We start from the raw sequence: 22394 nt of genomic DNA, 5'->3' as shown, positions 1-22394 counted from the left end.
TGACCAAGCTGGTCTGTTCTAGAAAAGCCTGGCACCGCTTTGTACAGTACCAGGCACTATTTTAATAACCCGGGTTTTGTTGTCCGGCTATTTTGGAATTGGCATTAAATTCTGACAAAGGGATTGGCCAAGCATAACTCTTGGTTTCGTTAAAAGTTAAAGGCACGGTCAAGTTTCTTGCGGTTCCGTAAAAGGCTGCTTCTTGCGGACCCAAGCGCCAGCGACAAACATCAAACCACCAATGTCCTTCGTGGAACAATTCGGCCCAACGTTCAAAACGCAAAGGATTATTACCCAATACAGGATCAGAAATGGCTGCCGTTGTAGCATTTAAACTAGCATAGTCTCTCACCGATGGAGTGTTGATTGGCAAATCATATGCCCTGCGGTGTACTTTATTGATGTATTCTAATCCGGTTACGTTATCTCCAGCACCTAGCGAGGCCTCGGCATACAGCAAATAAATATCCGCCATGCGCAAGAAATACCAGTTCCATTTGTCGTAGTTCACATTGTTGATGTGGTAATCGATAGCTGCATATTTCCTGAAGCCCCAACCATAGGTATTAGGCTCGTTGGCCAAATAATCAGGCTTAGAAACAGGTACATTTTGTTTAGGACCTCCGTTCCAATCGGTATTGAGCACATCTACCCAAGGCTGTAGCAAGTTCACATACAAACGTGGATCGGCCGTTTTATTGGTTCTTACCAATTGGGCCTGCGCTTTGTACACCGGATCCATTACCTGCACCGGATTGCTGAAACTAGCTGGCTTGGTATTATCAAATGCCGGATTGGCCACCAAAGTGTAATAGCCGAGCGGATAGCCAAAGCGCTTGATGTTTTTATCGTGCACACCCAGGTTGCCACCATAACCTAAGGGTCTGGCACCGCTTTCGGTTCCTGTTTCGCTCAAAATGTAAGGCGACCAGATAATCGCATTCAAGGTTGAGGCATTTGGCGTATTTCCCCATGGGCCATAATTACCCTTGTTATCTGGATCAACGTTCATTTCGAACAACGATTCTTCGTTAAATTCATTAGCCTGATTGCCGTTAAAAGCGTCTTTATATTTGGTAAAAGGCATTAACGTTTTGCCGCTGTTGTTAATCACATCGAGCAAAGTAGTTCTGGCATTTGCCCAGTCTTCGGTAAACACGTAAGCTTTGCCTAGCAATGCTTTTGCCGACCATTTATTAGCCCTGCCAATTTCTGCTGCTGGCCATACTTTGGTATCCAATAAAGCCGCGGCGTCTTTCAGGTCGGTTTTGATAAAATCCCATACTGCTTTGGTGGTAGCGCGAGGCTGTTGGGTACTTTCTACATCTTTAGGCACCTCTTTATAAAGCGGCACACCCATTTTGTTTTCGTTGATTCCGCCAGCTTTAATGTAGGCTTCGCCAAATAGGCATTCCAAATGAAAATAATAAAAGGCACGCATAAATTTGGCTTGGCCACGAATGGCATCGATATCTGCTTTTTGCGAAGGAGTAGCTTTGTTTTTTTCGAAATAATCTGCTGCTGCCAAGGTTACATTACAGGTATTGACGCCCGCATACAAGGCAGTCCACGCATTTTGCGACTTGCCGTTGGTGATGCTGAGGTTGTTCGCCGTCATTTCGTTCCAAGCTGCATCGCCATTGTAATTGGCATCGCCGGCATGCACCGAGTTTTCTAAGGCTTTGGGCATCAGTTCGAAGCCCCAAAGACCTATGCTCCGCAAGTTGCCATAAGCTGGAATTAACACACTGTTCAGCTCATCTAAAGTATTTGGATAAGATGAGGTAGAGACTCTATCTGTGGGTACAGTAAGCTCGGGATCTTTTTTACAACCAGCCATTAAACCAAGCGCCAGTATTGCAATATATATTTTCTTATACATTTGAGTTGATGTTAAAAGGTGATTAAAAATTGATGTCAATTCCGACAGAATAAATGCGGGTTTGAGGATATTGGCTTACCACATCTATGCCCCTAGCCGTTACGCCTGCATAACCCGACGGCGAGAAAGAAGCACCCAATTCTGGATCGAGGCCACTGTAGTTGGTAATGGTGAACAAGTTGTTGCCCATTACGAAAATCCTTGCGCTTTTAATCCTGAGTTTTTGGATGGCATTGCCCGAGAAGGTATAGCCGATCTGCAGGTTTTTCAATTTCAGGTAATCGCCTTTTTCTACAAAATAGCTGCTCACTGAAGAGTAATTGCCGTTTGGATCCATGGTAAATGTTCCGGTACCGTTGGCTACGCCCAAGCGTGGCTGGCTGGTTAGTCCGTTGCCACCCAAGTAAGAAGCACCCCAAACTTTTGGAGAAGTGTTGCCGTCTTGGAAAGGACGCATTTCGTAGGCTTTTACGCCATTAAAAAGATCGACGCCTGCTACACCATTAAACAAGAAGGCGGCATCAAAACCTTTAAAGTTCAACCTGATGGTAGCGCCATAAACAAATTTAGGGTTAGGATTACCAATTACCTGACGATCTAAATCGTTGATAATGCCATTGCCATCCAGGTCTTGGAAGTGCAAATCGCCTGCCCTAGCAGTGTTTCCATTAACTTTTTGTCCGGCAGCTTCGGCATCGGTTTGGAAAATGCCTAAAGTTTTGTAGCCATAAAAAGAACCAAATGGCAAGCCTTTTCTGGTAGTGGTAATGGTTTGGTTAGGCATCATTTGAAAAGCTACATCGCCATTGTTGTAATAGTTGTAGCCATCGCTCAGCTCGGAAGTGGTTTGCGAGGTGAGTTTGGTCACTTCGTTTTTGTTAAAGCCACCGGTAAAGTTAACATCGAAACCAAGCTGATTGATCTTGCTCTTATAGCCCAGCATAAATTCGAAGCCTTTGTTGCTTACCGAACCGATGTTGGTAATAAACGGACCTGAAATACCTGCACTCGGTGCCATTGGCAGGGCATAAAGCATGTCTTCTGTTTTCTTGTTGTACCACTCTAAAGTGAAATAGACTTTATTTTTAAGCAACTCTCCATCTAAACCGATGTTGAGTTCTTTAATGGTTTCCCAATGCAGGTCTGGATTCGGAATGGCACTGTAAGTATTACCCGGAATAATGACGCCACCTGGCGAGAAATTAGCACCATTGGCACTGCCGTTGCCCAAACTGTTAAAAGGCTGGTAAACCGAGAGGAAAGAGTAAGGCGCAATGTTACTGTTGCCCAATTCGCCATAGCTGGCCCTTAGCTTCAGGTTATCAAATGCCGGAAGTGCTTTTTTAAAGAAAGGCTCTTCAGAAATGTTCCATGCGGCCGAACCTGCAGGGAAAACGCCCTTTTGTTTGTTAGGTCCGAATACGGTAAAGTTGGCATCTTGGCGGATAGAGCCCGAGATGTAATATTTACCCGCAAAGTTATAGTTTAAACGGGCAAACAGCGATTTGATCAAGCCGTTGTTGTCTTTCTGTCCCGTAAACTGGTAAGTGGTACTTGAAGTTGGTATAAACGAATAATCGGCTGCTGCCAAAGGCGAAACATTACTGGCCGTTACGTTAACGTTATTGAATTTGCCAGTAATCTGTTCGAAACCAGCTACTGCGCTGATGGTGTGCTTATCGAAAGTCTGGTTATAAGAAAGCACATAATTGGTTAACAGTGATTGGCTCTCTACCGAAAGCTTGTTGAGCGAGTTGGATCCTGCGCCTACGCCACCAATGGAGAAGGCATTTTGGAAATAATTTTGTGTTTCGTTATAAAAGGTATAACCAACCGTACTTCTAAAGGTAAGATTCAATGGCAATTTCACCTCGCCGTAAACCGTAGCCTGGAAGTTGTTCTTAAAGTTTTCTACATGGGCATTGTCTATCGCTCCTACAGGATGTGTACCTGAGAAAGCCAAACCCGGATATCCAGTTGGCAAAGTGCCATAAGTACCATTTTTGTTAAACAACGGAATAATAGGCAAGGTTCTGAACGGAGCATTGTGCAACTGTGCTTCTACCCCAACATTTTGCGGACTAGAGGTGTTGCGTCGCGAAACCGAAACCTGCTCGCCAAACTTGAAGATTTTGCCTACGTTAAAATTGGTATTGATCCTTGCGCCTCCAATGTTCGAAAAGTTTTTGCGGGCAACGCCTTCCTGCTTGTTATAAAAGCCAGATACCAAATAATTCACAATTGGCGTAGCGCCACTTAAAGAGATATTATGGTTCTGCTCGGTCGCATTTTTAAAGGTTTCATCAATCCAATCTGTATTGGCCAAGGTATCGAGCCTAGGTGCATTTGCAAAACGCGTTGGGTTAATGATATTCTGCAAAGCGATATAACCATCTTTATCCAATAGTTTGCCAACCTTAGGCGTAGTTACACCGAAACGCATATTGTAATTGATAGCTGGTGTTGCTGTTGATCCTTTTTTGGTGGTGATCAAAACCACGCCACCTGCCGCTGCTGCGCCATAAATAGACGCTGCTGCAGCGTCTTTAAGCACATCCATGGTTTCAATATCCTGTACGTTCAGGTTGCTGATATCGCCAACTCGGTTTCCATCAACAATATACAATGGATTGGGCTGGTTTAAAGAGGCCAAACCCCTAATGATAATGGTAGGCTGCGCATCTGGTGCACCCGAATTTTTGACGATGTTTACCCCGGCAACCCTGCCCTGCAAGGCATCTACTGCATTGGTAATCGGTTGGCTTTTAAAGTCGTCGCCTTTTACCGAAGACACCGAGCCGGTTAGGTCCTTACGTTTTTGGGTACCATAACCCACCACCACTACTTCATTGAGCGATCGTGGCTCGTCTTTTAAAAATACGTTAATTGTAGTTTGTTGTTTGACTTGAATTTCTTGGCTTACATAGCTGAGCATGGTGAACACCAATACATCTGTGCTGTTGGCGCTAATGGCGTAGTTGCCATTCTGATCGGTGCTGGCTCCTTTGGCTGATCCTTTAATGGTGATGCTTACACCTGGCAAGCCAGCTCCCGTCCCATCCACCACCTTTCCGCTCACGTTTATGTTTTGCGATCTGGCCACGAATGCCAGCAGCACAAACACAGGAATAAAAAGAACCCTTTTGAGTAGTTGTCTTTTGTTCATAGTATTTTCTGTTAGGTTTATAATTGGTAACCCAAAGAGAAACTATAAATAAAACTAGCGCAACTTTCAACAACCGAATATAAATCAATTTTGAAAAAATAAAATTCAATTAATTGATTTTAAATCAGTTACAAAATAATACTTCTTAAAAAATATAAATGGGATATAATCGAAAATGGCCTGGATTTTGGTTAATAGCTTATAGTTTGGATTTATAAGCGATGTCTCGATTGATGTATCTATGGCTAATGGTCCATCGTTTATGGCTTGGTAGCTTATCTATATACAATGGTCTATTAACTATCAACCATGGACTTCCCGACTACGAACTTCCGACTAAAGACTACCACCTAGCTTACCGCCTGTATCGTCATTACGGCTTGCTCAAAATCATCATTGGCTATTGTCGATTTGCTTTTTAACCGAGCCTTGTAATTGTAAATGGTATTAACCGAATAGCCCAAGATATGGGCGATTTTTTCGGTATCGGTTATACCGAGCCTAATCAGGGCAAAAATACGCAGATCGGTATTGAGCAACTGGTTGGGCAACAATTTGATCTGGTTTTCTTCGCAAAAGAAGGCATTAAAGGTCTTCACAAAATTGGGGAAGATGGTTAAAAAGGCCTTATCGAAGTTGATGAACAGTTCTTCGCGCTCTTTGGTGAGGTTAATGTTATCCACCAAAATACGGATATCGTCAAAACGCTTGGTGATCAATTTGTTGTCTACCGATCGCTTAAACTTCTCCAGTTTTTCGATGTACTCGGAAATAAGGTTAAAATAATAGCCGATGTATTCTTCCTTAATTTTGTTGGCTTCGTCCAGCTCACTGATTTTCTCCTGCAGGGTTTGGTTGGCTTTTAAAATCACTTTATCTGCCAGTTTCAGCTTTTGCAATTGCTTATAGATAATTACGGCAAAAACAATAATGGTTACCGACAAAATCGTAAGCAACGAAGCATAAAAAATCAGTGCCCTTCTTTGGTCTTCCACATGGTTGATCCGTTGTCCGGCAATAATGGGCAAAATGGCCCCTACCTGGATTTTGCGCTGCCTTGCCCCATAGTAAGTGGCATCGTCCATAGCCGCCTTGATAAAAATATAGGCATTTTCCATATCGCCTCGCTGATGGAGCAGTTGGGCCAAACTAGCCATGGCTGCAGCCTCCTTGGTTGCCGATCGCACATCAGCTATCGCGGCCAAAATAAGAAGGTCGATCGCCTTTTGGGGCTGCTGTTTCTTGATATAAATATCGCTCACCGTAGAGGCCGTTACCGCATACTGGTGTTCGGTAAGGCGAAAATATTTATTGTCTAAAAGGCTTTGCAAATTAACCATGGCCTTATCCAAAGCCCCAGCTATTAAGTATTTAAGTCCGTTGTAGTAAAGGTATTCGAAAGAATCGGGCTTGCATAGGGCTGTGGCCGAATCGATGTATTTTTCTGCAGCTTTGTGGTATATTGGGCTATAATAGTTGTCTTTGGCAAAATCAGCCAAATCATAATAGGTACGAGCTGTAATGAGGTAGTATTCTCTTTTGGCTTCGATAGGCAATAAGTTTACATTGACCGTTTTTAGCGAATCGAAAGTTTCTTTAAACATGCCCGAAGAGAGCAGGGTAAAACCCAGTTTCACCTTGCCATAAGCTATTTTGGGCTGGTCGTTAAGCATCCGTCCCAGCTCCTGCAGCTTTAGCGCACAGGTAAATGCCTTGTTAAAATTAAAAGACTTGTATTCTTCGTATAGTTTAAGGTAAATGCCGTATCGAAAATTGAGGTCGTTATTATTGCTCAACAGGTCTTCTAACTGGCCTATCCGCTTCAGCTTGATCTCATCGTAGGTATTTTTCTTGCTCAGTTCTACATTGAGCCTGTTGAGCAAACTATCCTGATTGGTGGAGGCAAATGTTGTTGCAGCATATAAAAATAAAAACAGGAACAGCAAGGGTCTCATTGTTTGCGCTAGTTGAATTTGGTTAGCTTAAAGGTAATTATTTAATGTTTAATATTTCATTTCTTTGCTCATAGTAGAAAAGCAAGCCAGCATTCCATTTGATTGTCAGTCCCGCTTTTTGCTAAAGTTTTTTCGCTTTGCTCAAAACTATCGCTGCCAATCGGGTTTAGGGAAGCGCTGTTCCTGCAGCTATATCAGTTGCACGTTAGCTGAGCCGAGATGGCACATCCCCACCAACTCCTTAAAAAACAAAGCCCCATCTCGATGCCAGATCGAAACGGGGCTGTTTATTAACCATTAAAATTTGTTACTTGATGATTAAAGTACTGATAGAATGTGGTTCGCTTACGGTTTCGGCTGCATTACCCGCTACCCATAACTGGTAAGGCAATTTTTGGTCTGTGGTATTCATTACCACAACCACCACAGAACCGTCAGGATTTTTGAAAGCAGTACTGCTCAACATGGTACGGCTTGGCGCACTGATGATCCTTTTGGCACCAGGTTTAATGTATTTAGAAAAATGGCCAATGTAATAGAACGAATTGGTATACATCAATTTGCCCGATTTAACATCGGCATGTACAGGCGCAAAACAGAAATTGCCTACATGGTTTGGTCCGCCGTTTTCATCCAGAAGAATGTTCCAATCGGTCCAAGCCGCTGTTCCGGCGTTAAAATCGTTGATCATCGAAAGGCCATAGCGCTCGCCTAAGGTCCAATCGTTAATGCGGTCTAAGCTGAATTTCTCTACGCAGCCTTCTGTAAAGATCAATTGCTTGGTAGGAAAAGCCTCTTTTACCCTTTTTAGGTTCTCAAAATTCTGTGCGCTGCCTGTCCAGGTTTCGTACCAGTGGAAACCGATGCCCCAAAGGTATTTTTCGGTTTGCGGATCGCTAAACAAAGTAGAAGCTCTTTGGTAGATCAAGTCGCGGTTATGGTCCCAACCGATCAGTTTTTTGCCAGCCATACCGTTTTTGTGCAGGGTTGGACCCAAAAAGTTTTTAATAAAATCTCTTTCTTCTTCGGCGGTGTAAATGCACGACTCCCATCTTTGGGTGGCCATCGGTTCATTTTGTACGGTAAGGCCCCAAACCGGCATGCCTTCTTTCTCGTAAGCCTGAATAAATTTTACATAATAATTAGCCCACGACTGATGGAAAGCGGGAAGCAAAGAACCGCCTTTCAGCATGTTGTTATTGCTTTTCATCCATGCCGGTGGGCTCCAAGGGCTTACAAAAAGGTCTACTTTTCCGGCAGTTGCCTGAGCCTGTTTAATCAATGGAATTTTGAATTTGCGGTCGTGGTCGATGTTAAAGGTTTTCAAGTCCTTATCTCCATCGGCTACATAAGTATAGGTATCGCTAGAAAAATCGCAGCTGTTGATGTTGGTACGTACAACGGTATAGCCAATGCCTTTGTTCTTGTCGTAATAGGCCGTTAGCAATTCTTGCTGGCTTGCTTTTGGCAATTTGGCAAATACCTCTGCCGATGCGTCGGTAATGGCACCACCAATGCCAATAAAGGTTTGGAAGGTCCTGTTTGGATCAACAAAAATACTGGTTTGGGTTTCTAAAGGCTGTTTGGCCGCTTTAAAGCTCAATACAGCGGTCTCTTGCATCGGCTTTCCTTCGCCTTTCACAGTGCTGTATACTGTTACTTTTTTACTGGCAATGGAAACGGCTTTCTTTTGTTGCGCAAAAGAAATGCTGCTGCTCAACAAAGCAACGGCAAGCAAGGCAATTTTCGGGTACTTGTTCATATCTCTAAATTTGGATAGGCAATTTGTTGAAATTAATTGCTTAAAACAACAAATTGCCTATTTTATGTGTAAAAAGTACACCAAGTTACAATCTCTGCAAAATCCGAGCAATTAAAACTGCGCAAACGTTTGCCTTAGATGCCTTCGCTCATTACCGGCTCTTCAAATTTGGCATCGGCTTTTTGGTTGCCTTTTTGGGCAATCATGTTGCTTACACGGTACATTAACAAAATACTGATGATCGTAATCACCACAATTACATAGCCCACAATATCATAATTTTGCAAAGGAGCCGCCTTGCCTTTCTGGGTTACGATCATGCCGGCTACCGCAGCGGCTACACCACCTGCAATTTGCTGCAAAGAAGCGTTGATGCTCATAAATGCACCACGGTCTTCTAGTTCGGGCACTGCACTGGTTAATGCCGACGAGGGAACCATACGGCTCATCACACCAGCCATCATCAGGATATTGCATATCAATACCAGCCAAAAAGGGGTTGGCCCTAAGTTGGTATAGATTACGCACATAATCATCATCCAAACAGAGGCCACGGCAAAGATCTTCACCTTGCTGATCCTATCGCTCAACCTTCCAATAAAAGGCATAACTACGACCGATGCAACTCCAGCAACCATAAACAGCATCACCAGCTGATCGTTAGAAATCTTTAGATTGTTAATCGCAAAGGCACTTCCAAAAGGCATCATCATAAAACCACCAATTGACAGCAAGGCCGTTGCCGTAAAACCAATGCGATGGTTGCGTTTTTTAACGGTATGCCACAAGTGCAATAATGCCGATTTATCCCGCTGCACGGCTAAATGCCCAGTTACCGGTTGCAGCTTGAGCAAAATTACAATGGCAATTAACACGGCCAAAGAAGCTACCATTAAAAACGGTGCTTCCCAGTTCCATAAGCCGGCTATATACAAACCGATAGGTACACCCAATACCTGACTGGCACCAAAGCCCATCTGGATAAAACCCATTACCCTGCCACGTTGCTGCAGGCTGAACAAATCGGTAATAATAGCCATGGAGATGGAACCGATTACGCCACCAAATAATCCGGTGATGATCCGTGCGGCCACCAATTGGGTATAGGTATTGGCCAAGCCGCAGAAAAAAGTACCTGCAATAAAGCCGATATAAAAGAACAATAATAGTTTTTTACGGTCAAAACGATCGGCAAAGCCAGCTGTGAGCAGGCCAGAGATCCCTGCGCTAAAAGCATAGGCAGATACGGCCACCCCAAATGCAGCAGGTTTTAAGCTCATCGATTTCATCAGCATATCGCCAAGGGGCGACATGATCATAAAATCGAGGATCACCGTAAACTGGGTAATGGCCAATAAAAAGATAACCAGCTTCTGGTAGCCGGTTAGTGGGATGATTTCTTGTTGTTTCATTTGTTTGTTAGGTTAATTCGCAACAGGTGTGTCCCTGCTGGGTAATCAGTTCAATAATTTGCTCATGTGTAAGGGTGTAAGAAATTACCCTGAGCACATAATCTTGATCATCTAAAGCAATATTCCATTGTGAAATGCCATCATGGCCATCTAAAATGGCCTGTAGTTTAGCCTTGCAGGCTTCGCTTTTGATATCGGTTTTAAAAAGGAGGATGTGGTCGAAATTTTCCATTGGGATCAAAATTTAATTCTTGAGCGCCTTAATTACTAAGTCGAAGGTTTGCCATAACAGCTCGTCCGTCATTTTAAAAGGTCTGCCACCAAAGCTTCGGCCTTCGCGGTCAAAACGCATCAGCGAATAAAGCGGCGCATAGGCTACCGACCAAAAAACTTCAAGCGGCATGGCATTGATTTCGCCCCTGGCCACCACATTGTGCATAAACTGCTCAATAACGTGCTTGAATTTTCGCATAAAATCATCTAAAAAGCGCTCTTGGTAGGTTGAGGTACGCAACTGTTCCAAAAACAAGCCCGATTCAGGATTTTCTGTGATAAAATTATAGCGATTGTGCCATTGCACCCGCATTCCTTCTTCAAAAGAGGCCTCGGGATCGAAATTTCTGATCATTGCATCGCCCATACGGTCGCCTTGCTCCTTGGCTATGCTGATGATCAAATCATCTCGGTCTTCGTAGTAAATGTATAGTGTTGCAACAGAAATGCCACAGGTTTTGGCCAGCTTGTTCATGCTGAAGCCTTCGAAACCATCTTCAACGATCAGTTTGATGGCCGTTTGTTTCACTAGTTTTACCTTTTCTTCATCCCTTACCCTCATGAGGCACAAATATAAATGAATATTCATTCACTTATGCAACAATCGAATTATTTTTGAATTAATTAGTCAATTATGACAATAAGGCTAAGAATCAAATCTCATAGGATTAGTCTTCCATGTTTTAGAAAAGCAAAGACAACATTCCATAGCATTGTCAGTCCTGCTTTTCATTGCAAGTCCTCGCCTTGTACCTTAGCTCCGGGCTTTCCATTTCAATCAGGTTTAGAGAACAGTGGCTCCTGCTGCTAGGTTCCATTGCACTGGCCCAAGTAAATAGCCCAGATTGGAGCGATATCCTTTTTTGCCTCGGAAGGCAAAAAAGATACAGCGGAAAGCTGGACTGGCTTTGATCCAAGCCAAAGGCATTGCGCTTCAAAATTGGCCTTGCGATTTGGATCTATTCTATCCTCCTCCCCCTACCCCCTCCAAAGGGGGACAAAGACCTTCTACCTTCCACCTACCGCTCTATCCTAAATAAACTGCCCCACCTTTAAGCACCTCCGAATTAGGGTCTGCTCTCTTTTCCTCCCCCTGCCCCCTCCAAAGGGGGACAAAACCTTCTACCCCAAGCCTTCCCCCTTAAAACCTTCCAGTCTTCAACCCTCTTCCATCTCCCCTTTTACATCTTACATAATGGTAATCCCGGCATTCCACCCTACCCAGCCTTTATATCGACCAATATCCTGATGTTTGCTAGGCACAATCTGTTGCTTGTAGTTTTTGCCACTCGAGCCTAAAGGCGCATTACTGGTGTAGTAGTTATAAGTTGGGCCACCAAATACGCTGAAGCCTTTAAACAATTTGAGTTGCAGGTTAACCTGGCCTTTGTACAGCACATTTGCATAATCCCAATTGCCCAGGTATAAATGTTGCGCGCTGAGCTCGGCTGCGAATGAAACTGTTTTTCCTAAAATGAAATCATGCCCTATACCCAAGCCAAAGGTGATTACTTTGGCCGTATCTGAAAAATTATAGCCCCCCATCAGCATGGTGTACAAATTGGCATTTCCGGTTTTATAGGCCACATTGGCATTGATGGTTTCGTTGGTAGAAAAACTTAATTTGTGGTAGCCGGTTTTTACGAAATTAAGCAGCCCCAAGCTTGTGCCAGAGGAAGTATCGGAAGCATTGATGAGTGCCAACTGGAATCCCTTGTTGTTTTTGGCATAATTGAACAAGCTGGAAATTTGAATGCCCTCCATTTTACGCGAAGTGATATTGCTTAAACCTGCTATTTGTATGCCTCTTGTTTCTCTGCTTACGATATTCCCTAAACCCGAGACCTGAATGCCACGCAGGTTTTGGCTCACGATATTGGCAAGGCCGGCTAGCTGAACACCTTCGGCATTTTTCTTTACCTGGTTAAGCAAACCTGAAACCTGTACGGCCTTAATACTACCCTGCACGCCATTGTGCAAGCCTGCAATTTGTACGCCTTCTACATTTTTGCCTACTACGTTAAACACACCAGCCACTTGCAACACCTTCATATCGCCTTTGTTGAGGTTAAAGATACCACCTATCTCAACGCCGTCAACCCCTGCGGTATAGCCACCCAAAACATTGAGTGAAACCTTGTTTACTACCTGCGAACTCATCATCCCATGCGAGCTCAAACCTGGCGTAAGCGATGCCTGGAAGGGCGTATTGGCAAAAAAGTTGGGGATATTGAGATTTTGGATCCGTTGCCGCGACGACAAAAAGAACCGGCCAAGCCCCAATTCCTCTAAAGCATTGCCAAAAAAAGTTCCCTTTTCCCGATCTGGATCTTGATAGCCTTCGGGCTTGATCTTAATGCTTGATAGAAAAACCAATGCTGTATCCCGATAGGTTTCTTTGCTGGCCGTTAAAATAATGGACTGGTGTTCGCCTTTAAATTTTAGGGTAAAAAAACCATCGTTATCGGTAAGCGTCGACTGGAGCAGTTTTTTCTCGTAAACACTGGCTTGTTTTACTTTTTTGCCTGTTTCGGTATCAATTACATAACCACTAATGAGGTACAGGTTTTCGGCTGTGGTAATATTTTCGGGCTCAATGGTAAAATGGTTTACAGCATAGCGCAAGATCACATAAGATTCGTTTTCCTTGTAATCGACCTTGCCATCGAACATTTCATCGAGTACTTCTCTTACCTGTTGTCCTTTGGCATTGAGGTTAACCAAACTATCCTGGTTAATCAGTGCGCCATTGTAGGCAAAATAGAAATTGCCTGCAGTGCTGATCTTTTGCAATACATCGGCAACGCGTTCTTGCTTTGCGATAAAGGTTACCCTTTTCGACAAATTGTTTTGGTACACAGAAGTCTGCGCCTTCGCCATTGTTGCCAAGCATAGAAAAATAAGGAGGATTTTTTGCTTCATTTTCTATTTTTTAGACAACACGATACGATGTTGGTTACTCTCTTTTTTTAAGCCCAGTGCATCACAAATTACATCAAGGTTCTTGGTTAATGAGCCGTATTTTAAAGGCGCTGTAAAGGTAAGGTCTTTCACGTCTTCGGCCACCACCACATTACTGCCATAGGCTTCGTTCAAAATATCGACAAGTGTATACAAAGGCGTATTGTTGGCCACAAAAATACCGGTGCGGTAATAGCTGTACAATTGGTCTTTGCTCAACTGCTTGTTTAATTGCTGGGTTGCCGGACCTATTAAAATGCGTTCGCCTTTAGTCAGGCGCACTTCTTCGTTGCCCAAGGTCACTTTTACAATGCCGCTTTCTACTACTACTTCGGTTACATTTTTGGTAAGGTGCTTAACGTTAAACGAAGTGCCCACTACCTGCACCGAAACCTGGTCTACATTGATCACAAAAGGCTTGCTTTTGTTGTGTGCCACGTTAAAAAATGCCTCTCCATAAAATAGCTTTACGCTCCGGTTGTTTTCGAAATTTCGGGCATAGCTGATGGCTGTATTTTTATTAATGGTCAGCTCTGATCCATCCGGCAGGGTTTTGTTCATCACAACAGTACTTGGCAAAAGCTCAATGTAAGCCGGCCTTAGCAAACTATACGCTGTCCATGCACTAATGGCTACCACCAATACAGCTGCTATTCTGAGCCAGGCACTGCTTCTTTTCAATGGTTTAACAATAGGTTCTTGTTGTACAGGCAAAGCATCGGCTTTTGTTTTGAACTTTAGCCACGCTGCTTCTACATCAACCTGTTGCTTTGGTGCAATATCGCCACTGGCCTGCCAAATTTTCTCGAGCTGGGCAAAGTATTTGGCATTATCGGCATCGGCAACAAGCCATTCGTTAATCGAATTATTTTCTTCTTCGTCTGTTTCCTTAAGCAGAAACCTGATCAGTATTTCATCGTTCATCACTTTCTCCTTAATTTAGATAATCTTGGTAATACATCATGCCCAACAAGGCCAACAGCAGAAAATCGGCCAGCTTAATGCGCAACAACCTCAAGGCCTTGCCCATTTGGTTTTCTACTGTTTTGATGGAGATGTTTAGTTTTTCGGCTATTTCCCGGTATTTGAGCTCTTCAAAGCGGCTGAGCTGAAAAATAGTCCTGCATTGTTCTGGCAATTCGTTCAAAGCTTCTCTCAACCTGATTTCGAGTTCACTCAATTCTACCTTTGCCGATGCCGTATCGCTGAACTGATCGGCGGTATGTTTGGTAAAATCCTGGTACTTGAGCTTCACCTTTTCGTGTTTTAAAAAGTTGAGGCTATCGTTATAAATGCATTTGTAGAGATAGGCCTTCATGGAAGTTTCTACCTGAAGCAGCTCCCTTTTTTCCCAAAATTTGAGAAACATGTTCTGCACTACTTCTTCTGCCGAGTCTTCATCTTTCAGAATGAGATTGGCATAAGCATGCAAAGCCTGGTAATGGGTTTTGAACAGCTGCTCAAATGCTTGGTTGGTATAGTTATTCACCGAGATTGTAAGGGATAGATTCAATTTTGTTGCGTAAATATATTAAGTTAAATCCTGAACGCTAAGCTTTGCAGCAAAATCATTCAGCCTAGACTGATCCTTTTGAGTACCTCTGCCCCACTTTCGCTATGTACCGTAAACAGGTCTATGTACTGCACATTGGGGAACCAAAACGAACCTCCGTTTATTTTAACGAATACCCTTTTAAGCAAGAGGTTTTTGCCATCGTCCTTAATATACATGTGGTATTTTTGGTCGCTTTCTGATTTGATGAGGTACAATGGCATTTTCTTATAGGCCACCAGCCTGATTTCAAATTGGTCGTTGCCCAGCGCCTTGCACTTTACGCCATAGGCAAACTTCTTTTCAATACCCGTTAAATCACGGCATTTGCCTTGCTCTTCATACCTGATCCATGAACCTTTCACCGGAGCTTCTTGATCAACAGAGCCGTCGCTTTTATAGTTGAGTTCGTAGATCACCGTATTGGCATCAGGCGTACGCTGCAAGAAAAACAACAAGTCTTTGCGTTTTGGCGTGGGCAGATTTGGAGCTACAGGTTCTTGTGCAAAAAGCATTTGACCCAAGACCAACAAAGCCATTACCAAGGCGATTTTAAGCAGCCAGGTTTTTACTTTTTTCTCTTTTAAAACCGCTTTGGGAAGAGGTACATGTTCCAGTTTGTGCCTGTATATTTTCCCGGGACTGGCAAAAATGAAGAACAGCATTTCATTGATCCCATCACTGTGCCTAATGTCGCGGAGCATGTCTCTGTACTCATGGAAATTAAGGATAAAAGGATTGGTCTTGCTTTCTACTGGTGTGGTCAACCCATAAACCGGCTGTTCTTCTTCATACTGGAAAGAACCAAAAATATGGTCCCAGATCATAAAGGTGGCTCCAAAGTTTTTATCAAGATACTTTTCCTGGCTACCATGGTGTACCCGATGATTAGACGGCGTACCAAAATATTTCTCAATAAACGGATGCAGCTTGCCGATGGCTTCAGTATGCACCCAAAACTGATACAGCGTACTGAGCTGACTGGCAATCAGAAAAATTACCGGGTGGAAGCCCATAAGTGCTACCGGAATAAAAAACACCGTTTTAAAATGCTGTACCCAGCTTTGTCTGAAGGCAACGGTAAGATTGTAATGCTCGGCCGAGTGGTGCACTACATGTGTGGCCCAAAAGAAGCGGCAATAATGCGAAATGCGGTGCGACCAATAGCTGCAGAAATCATAAATGATGAAACAGGGAATCAAGAGGTACCAGTTCATGTGCATGCGCCAAGGCAAGAGGTTGTAGATCCAGATGGCACCACAGATCAACCCTGTTTTAAGCAATAGATTGACAGTCAAATTCCCCAAACCGATTAGCAATGAGCCTTGGGTTTCCTTCTTTTCGTAGGTAGGGTGCTCACCGAAACGGGCGACGAGAAACTCTAATAAAGTAATGAAGAAAACGGTGGGCAAAGCGTAGGCCAGTAAATTAGGCCCATTACTTTGCAAATGGTAAACATCTGCTAAAGCTACTTTCTCTGCACCAAAAAGGTTGGAGAGCGATTGCCAATAGGTTTGAGTAGTTGACATATTTGTGTGTGTTTGTGTGTTTAGAACTTGATGAGCTTTCCAGATCCGCTAATGTGCGAATCGATTAATGGGTTACCCGTATAATAAACTTTACCACTGCCGCTGATAGCTGCCTTTAACTTTTCTTGAACGGCAATGCGCGCATCGCCACTGCCCGAAATACTGGCTTCTACATTTTTGCTGCTGAGTTTTTCGAGGTTAACCGTTCCCGAGCCAGAAATGTCTACATCTACATTATTAGCCATAGCATCGCTCTTCATCACAACCTCGGCAGAACCGCTGATGTCTACATTTAAGAAATCGATCAGCGGAAAGCTTCCGTTAAGGTCTACCTTGCAACTACCGCTCAGCGAAAGCAACGCAATTGTAGGCATGGTTACCGTAACCTCTATATCATCGTGCCTTACGCTTGCACTTTCGTAGCCCACCTCGAGTTTGCCATTGCTCACGCTTGTCCTGAAGTAAGGGATCAAATTGCTCGAACCCTTTACTTCAACTTTGTATTCGTTGCCATACACGATATGAACAGGGGTTGAACCGCTATTGTGCAACTTTGTAAAAACTCCAGGATTTCTTGTTTCTGTTGTCATGTTACCATTACCCGAGAGGAACTCTTTCTTGCAAGAGCTTAAAAAGAGGAGGATGGTTGCAAGCGACAAGAGGGCTTTTGTGTTAATAAATGTTAAAACCGATTTCATAATATGTTGAGTTAGGATTGATGGATTAGAAAATATAATTGATGCCTCCGCCATAGCCGATATAGAGGCTTTGCTCGCGATTAGACCATTTGCTTTGCCACGTATGCAGGTGCTGCGTATGCAAGGCTTTGCCTTCGGCAGTGTTGGTAGAAGTGTAATTGAAAGAGGGGCCTCCAAAAATCTCGAGGTGGTTGCCCAATTTTAAGGCTGGCAATACTTTAAAGGACGACTTGAAGTATTCGCCGAACTTAAAGCTCTCCAAAGTGCTTGTGGTGAGTTCTACGTTAAGTCTAAATGCGTTTGAGGGGAAGAAATGTGCACCAAGGCCCGCTTCGGCAGCATAAACTTCGTCTTTGTTTTTAAAGTTATAGCCAATGCCCAGGATCCCGTACATAACTTTGCCTCCAGACCTGAAAGTAAGCATGGTAGTTTGGTTTTCGTCGATGCTTAGGCCTAGGCTTTTTTCGCCGTTTTTAATAAAGTTGAGGATACCGATTGGGCAATCGCTGCTATCGGCCACATTAATGAAACCGGCAATTTGAGCGCCCTTTACTTTTTTAGCCACATTGATAAAGCCTGCGATCTGGGTTCCCTTAATATCTTTGGCTACATTGATAAAACCCGCAAACTGCGAAGCCTTGCCATTGGTTGCAATGTTAGCGAAGCCCGCAAGCTGTGCGCCCTTAAGCTCTTTTGCCATATTGGCGAAACCGGCAAATTGAGTACCTTTTACTTCGCCATGGGCGATATTGGCAAAGCCCGCAAAAGCCGCGCTTTTACCCTCGCCATAGGTATTGGCAAAACCTGCAAACAGCGGACCTACCGCCTTTTTGCCAATATGGTTGGAAAAGCCGGCAAATTGTGGACCATAGGCATGGTTGCGCACAATATTAGAGAGGCCTGCAAAAGAAACGCCGTTCTCTACAGAAGAAACACCAGCCAACAGGTGGATAGAAAGATTATTGGTATCTAGGGGCGCATGTGTGCCGTTGCTGCTCACCGGATAGATTAAACCGAAATGTATTTTAGTTTGCGCCAAAGCGGAAAAGCCTGTACACAGCAAACCTAAAAACAGCAGGTTTCTTAAAGTGGCGAGGAGATTGATTTGATAAGATTTATTGTTCATTTTCTTGTGATTTAGAAATGAGACAACAAAAGGCCAACCTACCCCTACGCTGCTAACAAGAAAATTTTTAATAAATTACAAGAAACTAATTATCAGTTATTTAATTTAAGTTTTATTGATTAGATTCTGAATCGGGGTCCAGCATGACGACGGGCTTTGTTGGCGGAGACACCAATAAAATAGCCCAAACCTTTATCGGGTTTGGGCTACAAATAAATGCTAATGATTCGAGATTAAAACGAAAATTAATTGCTACTCGTCTTCGTTCTTTTTCCAGATATCTTCAAAATCTTGCGGATGCCTTTTAAATTGGGCATGTACATAAGGGCATAATGGAATTACTTTTAAGTGGTGTTCTCTGGCATAGGTTACCATGGCATTGAGCATTTGCTTTGCCAATCCTTTGCCTTCGGCTTCGGGAGCAACTTCGGTATGGTATACGATCAGTTCTTCGCCAGAAATAGCCAATGCCATTTCTCCCAGCTGGGTTCCATTTTCTGTTACGATAAAAGCGCCTTGGTTACGTGCATCTAAATTAAGTTTGAGTTCTTCCATGATTTTTAAGACAGATATTAATATAGGGGTTATGATTATTTTTCTTCTTTAAGCAACTCGATTAGGGATTTTGCCTGCTTTTGCCAGTCTTTCTCCAGCTGGTCGTAATCCCAGTAACAACTATATTTATTAAACTGCAAGTCTTCGGTTTTATTGTCGAAAGCACCACAAACAGCCATGTAACTTTTAGGTTCTTCGTCTTCTGTATAAACGATTTCGAAAACATAATAGATTTCTCCATCCTCATCGATATGGCCAACCAGGTTTATCGCATCTGGCGCATACTCTTCTGCCACATGGTTATATACGATCAGTTTGGCAAACTCATCATGTTTACGGTACTTTGAAGGCACTTCTTTTAGGCGGTCTGCCAAATGAAAAGCTTCCATGATCCGATAGCGCGAATCCAAACTGTCCAGCTTTTCGCTGAGCATACGCTGATCGACTTTTAAATTTGTCCTGATTCTTGTGGCCAATGCTTCGGTATGCAGGTAAGTCATCGAATCGAGCTTAAATACCTTATTGGTAAACTCGTCTGTAAGCGGGCTTGGCTTAAGATTAGCCAAAATATTGAGGTACGCATACACATTGCTCGGATGGTCTTCTTTGTTCGATAGGTAAGCATCGATGTCTGTATTTGCCTTCGCCAATATTTTCTCGCTCCGGCCAGCAACCAACGGCAAATAAACTTCTTTGTTCTTTTCGTTTTGGGCAAGATCCGAAATGATATTCAAAATGATTGTCCTGTATTTTGCATCATCCAACAGGGGCAGGATTTCATCAAGGTGTTTGCTGGCATAAGTCAACGAATCGCTTAATGGCGCAAACAGTCCCCAATAGTCTGTAATTTTGAGCGGTGGTGTTGCTATCAGGTTTTTAAGGTACCAATCGTAGCTGGTCGAATCAATTAATGGGGCAACCGCAAGCATTTTCGCTTTGAGGATATCGGGGTTTTTAGCCTTGAACAATTCCTTAACAAAAGGAAGGGTGCTTTTATCTTTTATGTCCGTAAGCGTAGATAAAAGTCTGGCCCTTGCACCATTTCTTAAAGTATCGTCGGCATAGCTTTTCTTTAAGGCTCCGTAAATCAAAGGCAGCTCTGTTGTATCAAATTCATAGTAGCCAAGCGCACCAAAAGCTTTTTTACGCACTACGGTATCTGTCTGCAGCAAGTCGTCAAATATCAACTTAGCCTTCGATTTGTTCAGGTCAAAGGTACTTTGCACAGGCGTATAATCAATCTGCTTAAAATAATCGTTTGTTGTTTTGCTATTGATTTCTTCTTTACCTACAATCGCCATCTGGAAAAAATACCGATCTCGGTCTATCCAGATCCTGGATCTTCTTTCGGTACCGCCCAAGGTATCTTTTGCGGTGTATTCTTTGCCTTTGATGCCCCCAATGAGCACATCTTCAATTTTAATTAAGCTATCTCCATCAAACTTTTGTGTATTGAGCAAATCTTGGTATAAACTATCCAAATCCTTGTGCTTATAGTATTTGCTAAAGGTTGCCGTTTGGATGCCATATACGCCACCGCTATTTCTGTTAATGGCATAATGCGATTGGCTGTCTTTCAAATACGAAGCATCTTCATCACCTTCGTCTTCCTCCTCTGCTGTTTTAACAAGGATGGCCTCTCCGGGCATTTGCAGTTTAACGTTTGCCAAAGCAAAGGGACGGCTTGCAGCAGGTTGGATCGGCGTAAAATGAAAACTTTCGAAAAACTGATCGGGAGCAGCCTTGCTGGCCCCATTAAGGTTCTGCTTTAACAGCATGTAGCTCCTGTTGCCCCTTACATAAAGTTCAACTTCCATGTAATAATCCTGCACGATAACGTCAACTCCCCTGCCTTCAACCCCATCTTTGTAAATCACCCGAGGTACGCCAACCACTTCGCCCTTACTGGCAAACTGTTGGGCTATATTATCAAAAACGATACGCGAATTGGCCATGTACATGCCTTCTGGGTAGTCGTTGTACCAGAAAATATAGCTGACCAATTTAGACTGGTCGGTAACCGAATACATGACGGGCTTAAACGGCTTATCTGCCATTTGAGGATTGGGAATCTCTCTCGAAATTTCTTCTGGCTGACCAGGCAGCTTTACCGTAAAAGCGCCTGCCTCATTTTTATAATCGATCCATCCCGAAACATTGCTTTGCTTGTTTACCTTAAAGGAAGAGAAAAACCGATTGGCGTAATAATCGTGCAGGTTGTTTTTAGTGTTTTCTACAGATAATCCATAAAAAGTACCGATGGCATATTGCAAGCGCATCCTTACAAACTTGTCTTTATTTTTCGCCTCTATTTCTACCAAAAGGTGTCCGTTTGCATCGGTAATTTCTTTTTTGCTCAACAGCTCTAAATGTTGCTGCTTAAGGTGCACATTAAGGATGGTATCTATAATCGAACGGCTTTCTATTACTGAAGCCGGACCAATAAACCTTGACGATACCGTATAAACAGCCTCGTTAACCAAATCTGAAAAAACTACTACGCCACTTAGGTTTTTGGCCCTGGTGCGTACGGGTTCTGAAGGGAAATCAATGCTATAGTTATTCACCGAATCCTTGAAATTGCGCCACTCCATTTTCGAATAATCGATGGCGTATTTTTTGGCCAGGCCAGTGAACGTAGCCTTAACAGGTTCTACGGTATAGCCCGCTTTGCGCAACAGGGCAATAATACCTGTTTCGGTAGGCAAATGGGCTACCCCAACCGCTACAAAAAGATTATCGTGTTTAAACAGGTTGATCATGCCATCGGCCATTACCTTATTTCTGGCGATCAGTTCTGGATCCTCTCCGTAATCCTCTTTTATAAAATCAAAAATCTCGTCGATATTGCCGCGTACATACAGCTCTACCATATCCTCGCGAAAGCTTTTTTCGCCTTCCACATCGGTATCAAACAGCTCCACGATTTTCTCATTATCGTCGTAAAGCTTGCTGGCCTGGTCTTTTATCCGCTCTAGGCCGAAGATTTTTTTGTTAAAGGTCCTGGCCATGCCATACAGATAGGCATCAACAAAAGTCTGCATGTCATCGTCTTTTGTATAATCGGTTTTCATGAGCGATGAAATGAGCATGGGATTATTTAAGATGGCCGAATCGGGTGCATAGCCATTTTTTCGCTCAAAACGTGCAAGCACTTCTGCCTTCTGTTCGTTGGTAAGTGTTTTTTCTACGTTGCTTTTTTCGCTCTGCATGGTGGCATCGTACAATGCCTTTAACAGGCTGTCTGGATGGGTTTCGAGCACAAATGCCGAACTGTTTTCCATAGCCTTCATTACCGAATCGCTAAAATTGAAAACGCGACGGTCTTTGATGTGCATCGAACCGAACAGGTAGGAAGGTTTGCTGAGGCCCTTGCCGCTAATCTGCCATAAAAGGTTATATTTTGATTGCTGTGCAACAACTTGGTTAGGAATGGCCAAACACAGTACAACTGATGCGCATACTTTAAGCAAGTTGCGATAAAAAGAAGATTTCATAAGAATTGAGCGCTGGATGCTGCGCG

Annotated in this window: 15 protein-coding genes; all 15 read right to left on the bottom strand. The window is 43.3% G+C overall.

The window, feature by feature from the left end; translation table 11 throughout:
* Positions 1 to 61 precede the first annotated feature (61 nt).
* The 15 genes from AC570H_RS21245 to AC570H_RS21175 all read right to left on the bottom strand — a co-directional run bounded on the left by AC570H_RS21245 (position 62) and on the right by AC570H_RS21175 (position 22368).
* Positions 62 to 1882 (bottom strand): RagB/SusD family nutrient uptake outer membrane protein, encoded by a 1821-nt coding sequence (locus AC570H_RS21245; protein WP_497358711.1) that lies wholly within the window; start codon positions 1880 to 1882, stop codon positions 62 to 64.
* Between the two features lie 22 nt (positions 1883 to 1904).
* Positions 1905 to 5048, bottom strand: coding sequence for a SusC/RagA family TonB-linked outer membrane protein (locus AC570H_RS21240; RefSeq protein ID WP_497358709.1), 3144 nt, complete (start codon positions 5046 to 5048; stop codon positions 1905 to 1907).
* Positions 5049 to 5398: 350 nt separating this feature from the next.
* Positions 5399 to 7003 (bottom strand): SusR family glycan utilization regulator, encoded by a 1605-nt coding sequence (gene susR / locus AC570H_RS21235; RefSeq protein WP_497358707.1) that lies wholly within the window; start codon positions 7001 to 7003, stop codon positions 5399 to 5401.
* A gap of 307 nt (positions 7004 to 7310) precedes the next feature.
* Positions 7311 to 8765, bottom strand: a complete 1455-nt coding sequence (locus tag AC570H_RS21230; RefSeq protein ID WP_497358705.1) for a glycoside hydrolase family 30 protein — start codon at positions 8763 to 8765, stop codon at positions 7311 to 7313.
* A gap of 134 nt (positions 8766 to 8899) precedes the next feature.
* Positions 8900 to 10177: an MFS transporter gene (locus AC570H_RS21225; RefSeq protein ID WP_497358703.1), complete on the bottom strand. Its 1278-nt coding sequence runs from the start codon at positions 10175 to 10177 to the stop codon at positions 8900 to 8902.
* A 7-nt stretch (positions 10178 to 10184) separates the two neighbouring features.
* A complete protein-coding gene (locus AC570H_RS21220; RefSeq protein ID WP_497358701.1) occupies positions 10185 to 10409 on the bottom strand; it encodes a hypothetical protein in 225 nt (74 codons plus the stop codon).
* A gap of 12 nt (positions 10410 to 10421) precedes the next feature.
* Positions 10422 to 11039: a TetR/AcrR family transcriptional regulator gene (locus tag AC570H_RS21215; RefSeq protein ID WP_497358699.1), complete on the bottom strand. Its 618-nt coding sequence runs from the start codon at positions 11037 to 11039 to the stop codon at positions 10422 to 10424.
* A gap of 599 nt (positions 11040 to 11638) precedes the next feature.
* Positions 11639 to 13372, bottom strand: coding sequence for a peptidase associated/transthyretin-like domain-containing protein (locus AC570H_RS21210; protein ID WP_497358697.1), 1734 nt, complete (start codon positions 13370 to 13372; stop codon positions 11639 to 11641).
* A gap of 3 nt (positions 13373 to 13375) precedes the next feature.
* Positions 13376 to 14335 (bottom strand): FecR family protein, encoded by a 960-nt coding sequence (locus tag AC570H_RS21205; RefSeq protein WP_497358695.1) that lies wholly within the window; start codon positions 14333 to 14335, stop codon positions 13376 to 13378.
* A 10-nt stretch (positions 14336 to 14345) separates the two neighbouring features.
* Positions 14346 to 14900 carry an RNA polymerase sigma-70 factor gene (locus tag AC570H_RS21200; protein WP_497358693.1) on the bottom strand — a complete coding sequence of 185 codons (555 nt, stop codon included), beginning with the start codon at positions 14898 to 14900 and terminating at the stop codon, positions 14346 to 14348.
* An 83-nt stretch (positions 14901 to 14983) separates the two neighbouring features.
* On the bottom strand, positions 14984 to 16492 hold the full coding sequence (locus AC570H_RS21195; RefSeq protein WP_497358689.1) for a DUF4833 domain-containing protein: 1509 nt from the start codon (positions 16490 to 16492) through the stop codon (positions 14984 to 14986).
* A gap of 20 nt (positions 16493 to 16512) precedes the next feature.
* On the bottom strand, positions 16513 to 17190 hold the full coding sequence (locus AC570H_RS21190) for a head GIN domain-containing protein (RefSeq protein WP_497358687.1): 678 nt from the start codon (positions 17188 to 17190) through the stop codon (positions 16513 to 16515).
* Between the two features lie 25 nt (positions 17191 to 17215).
* Positions 17216 to 18316 carry a hypothetical protein gene (locus tag AC570H_RS21185; protein ID WP_497358683.1) on the bottom strand — a complete coding sequence of 367 codons (1101 nt, stop codon included), beginning with the start codon at positions 18314 to 18316 and terminating at the stop codon, positions 17216 to 17218.
* A gap of 252 nt (positions 18317 to 18568) precedes the next feature.
* Complete coding sequence (locus AC570H_RS21180; RefSeq protein ID WP_497358681.1) at positions 18569 to 18871, bottom strand: GNAT family N-acetyltransferase; 303 nt, start codon at positions 18869 to 18871, stop codon at positions 18569 to 18571.
* A gap of 35 nt (positions 18872 to 18906) precedes the next feature.
* Positions 18907 to 22368, bottom strand: a complete 3462-nt coding sequence (locus AC570H_RS21175) for a TraB/GumN family protein (protein ID WP_497358679.1) — start codon at positions 22366 to 22368, stop codon at positions 18907 to 18909.
* Between the last annotated feature and the right edge of the window lie 26 nt (positions 22369 to 22394).

Source organism: Pedobacter sp. B4419 (assembly GCF_059693725.1).
The sequence above is the reverse complement of the archived record's forward strand: the minus strand, read 5'-3'. Positions and strand labels throughout refer to the sequence as shown.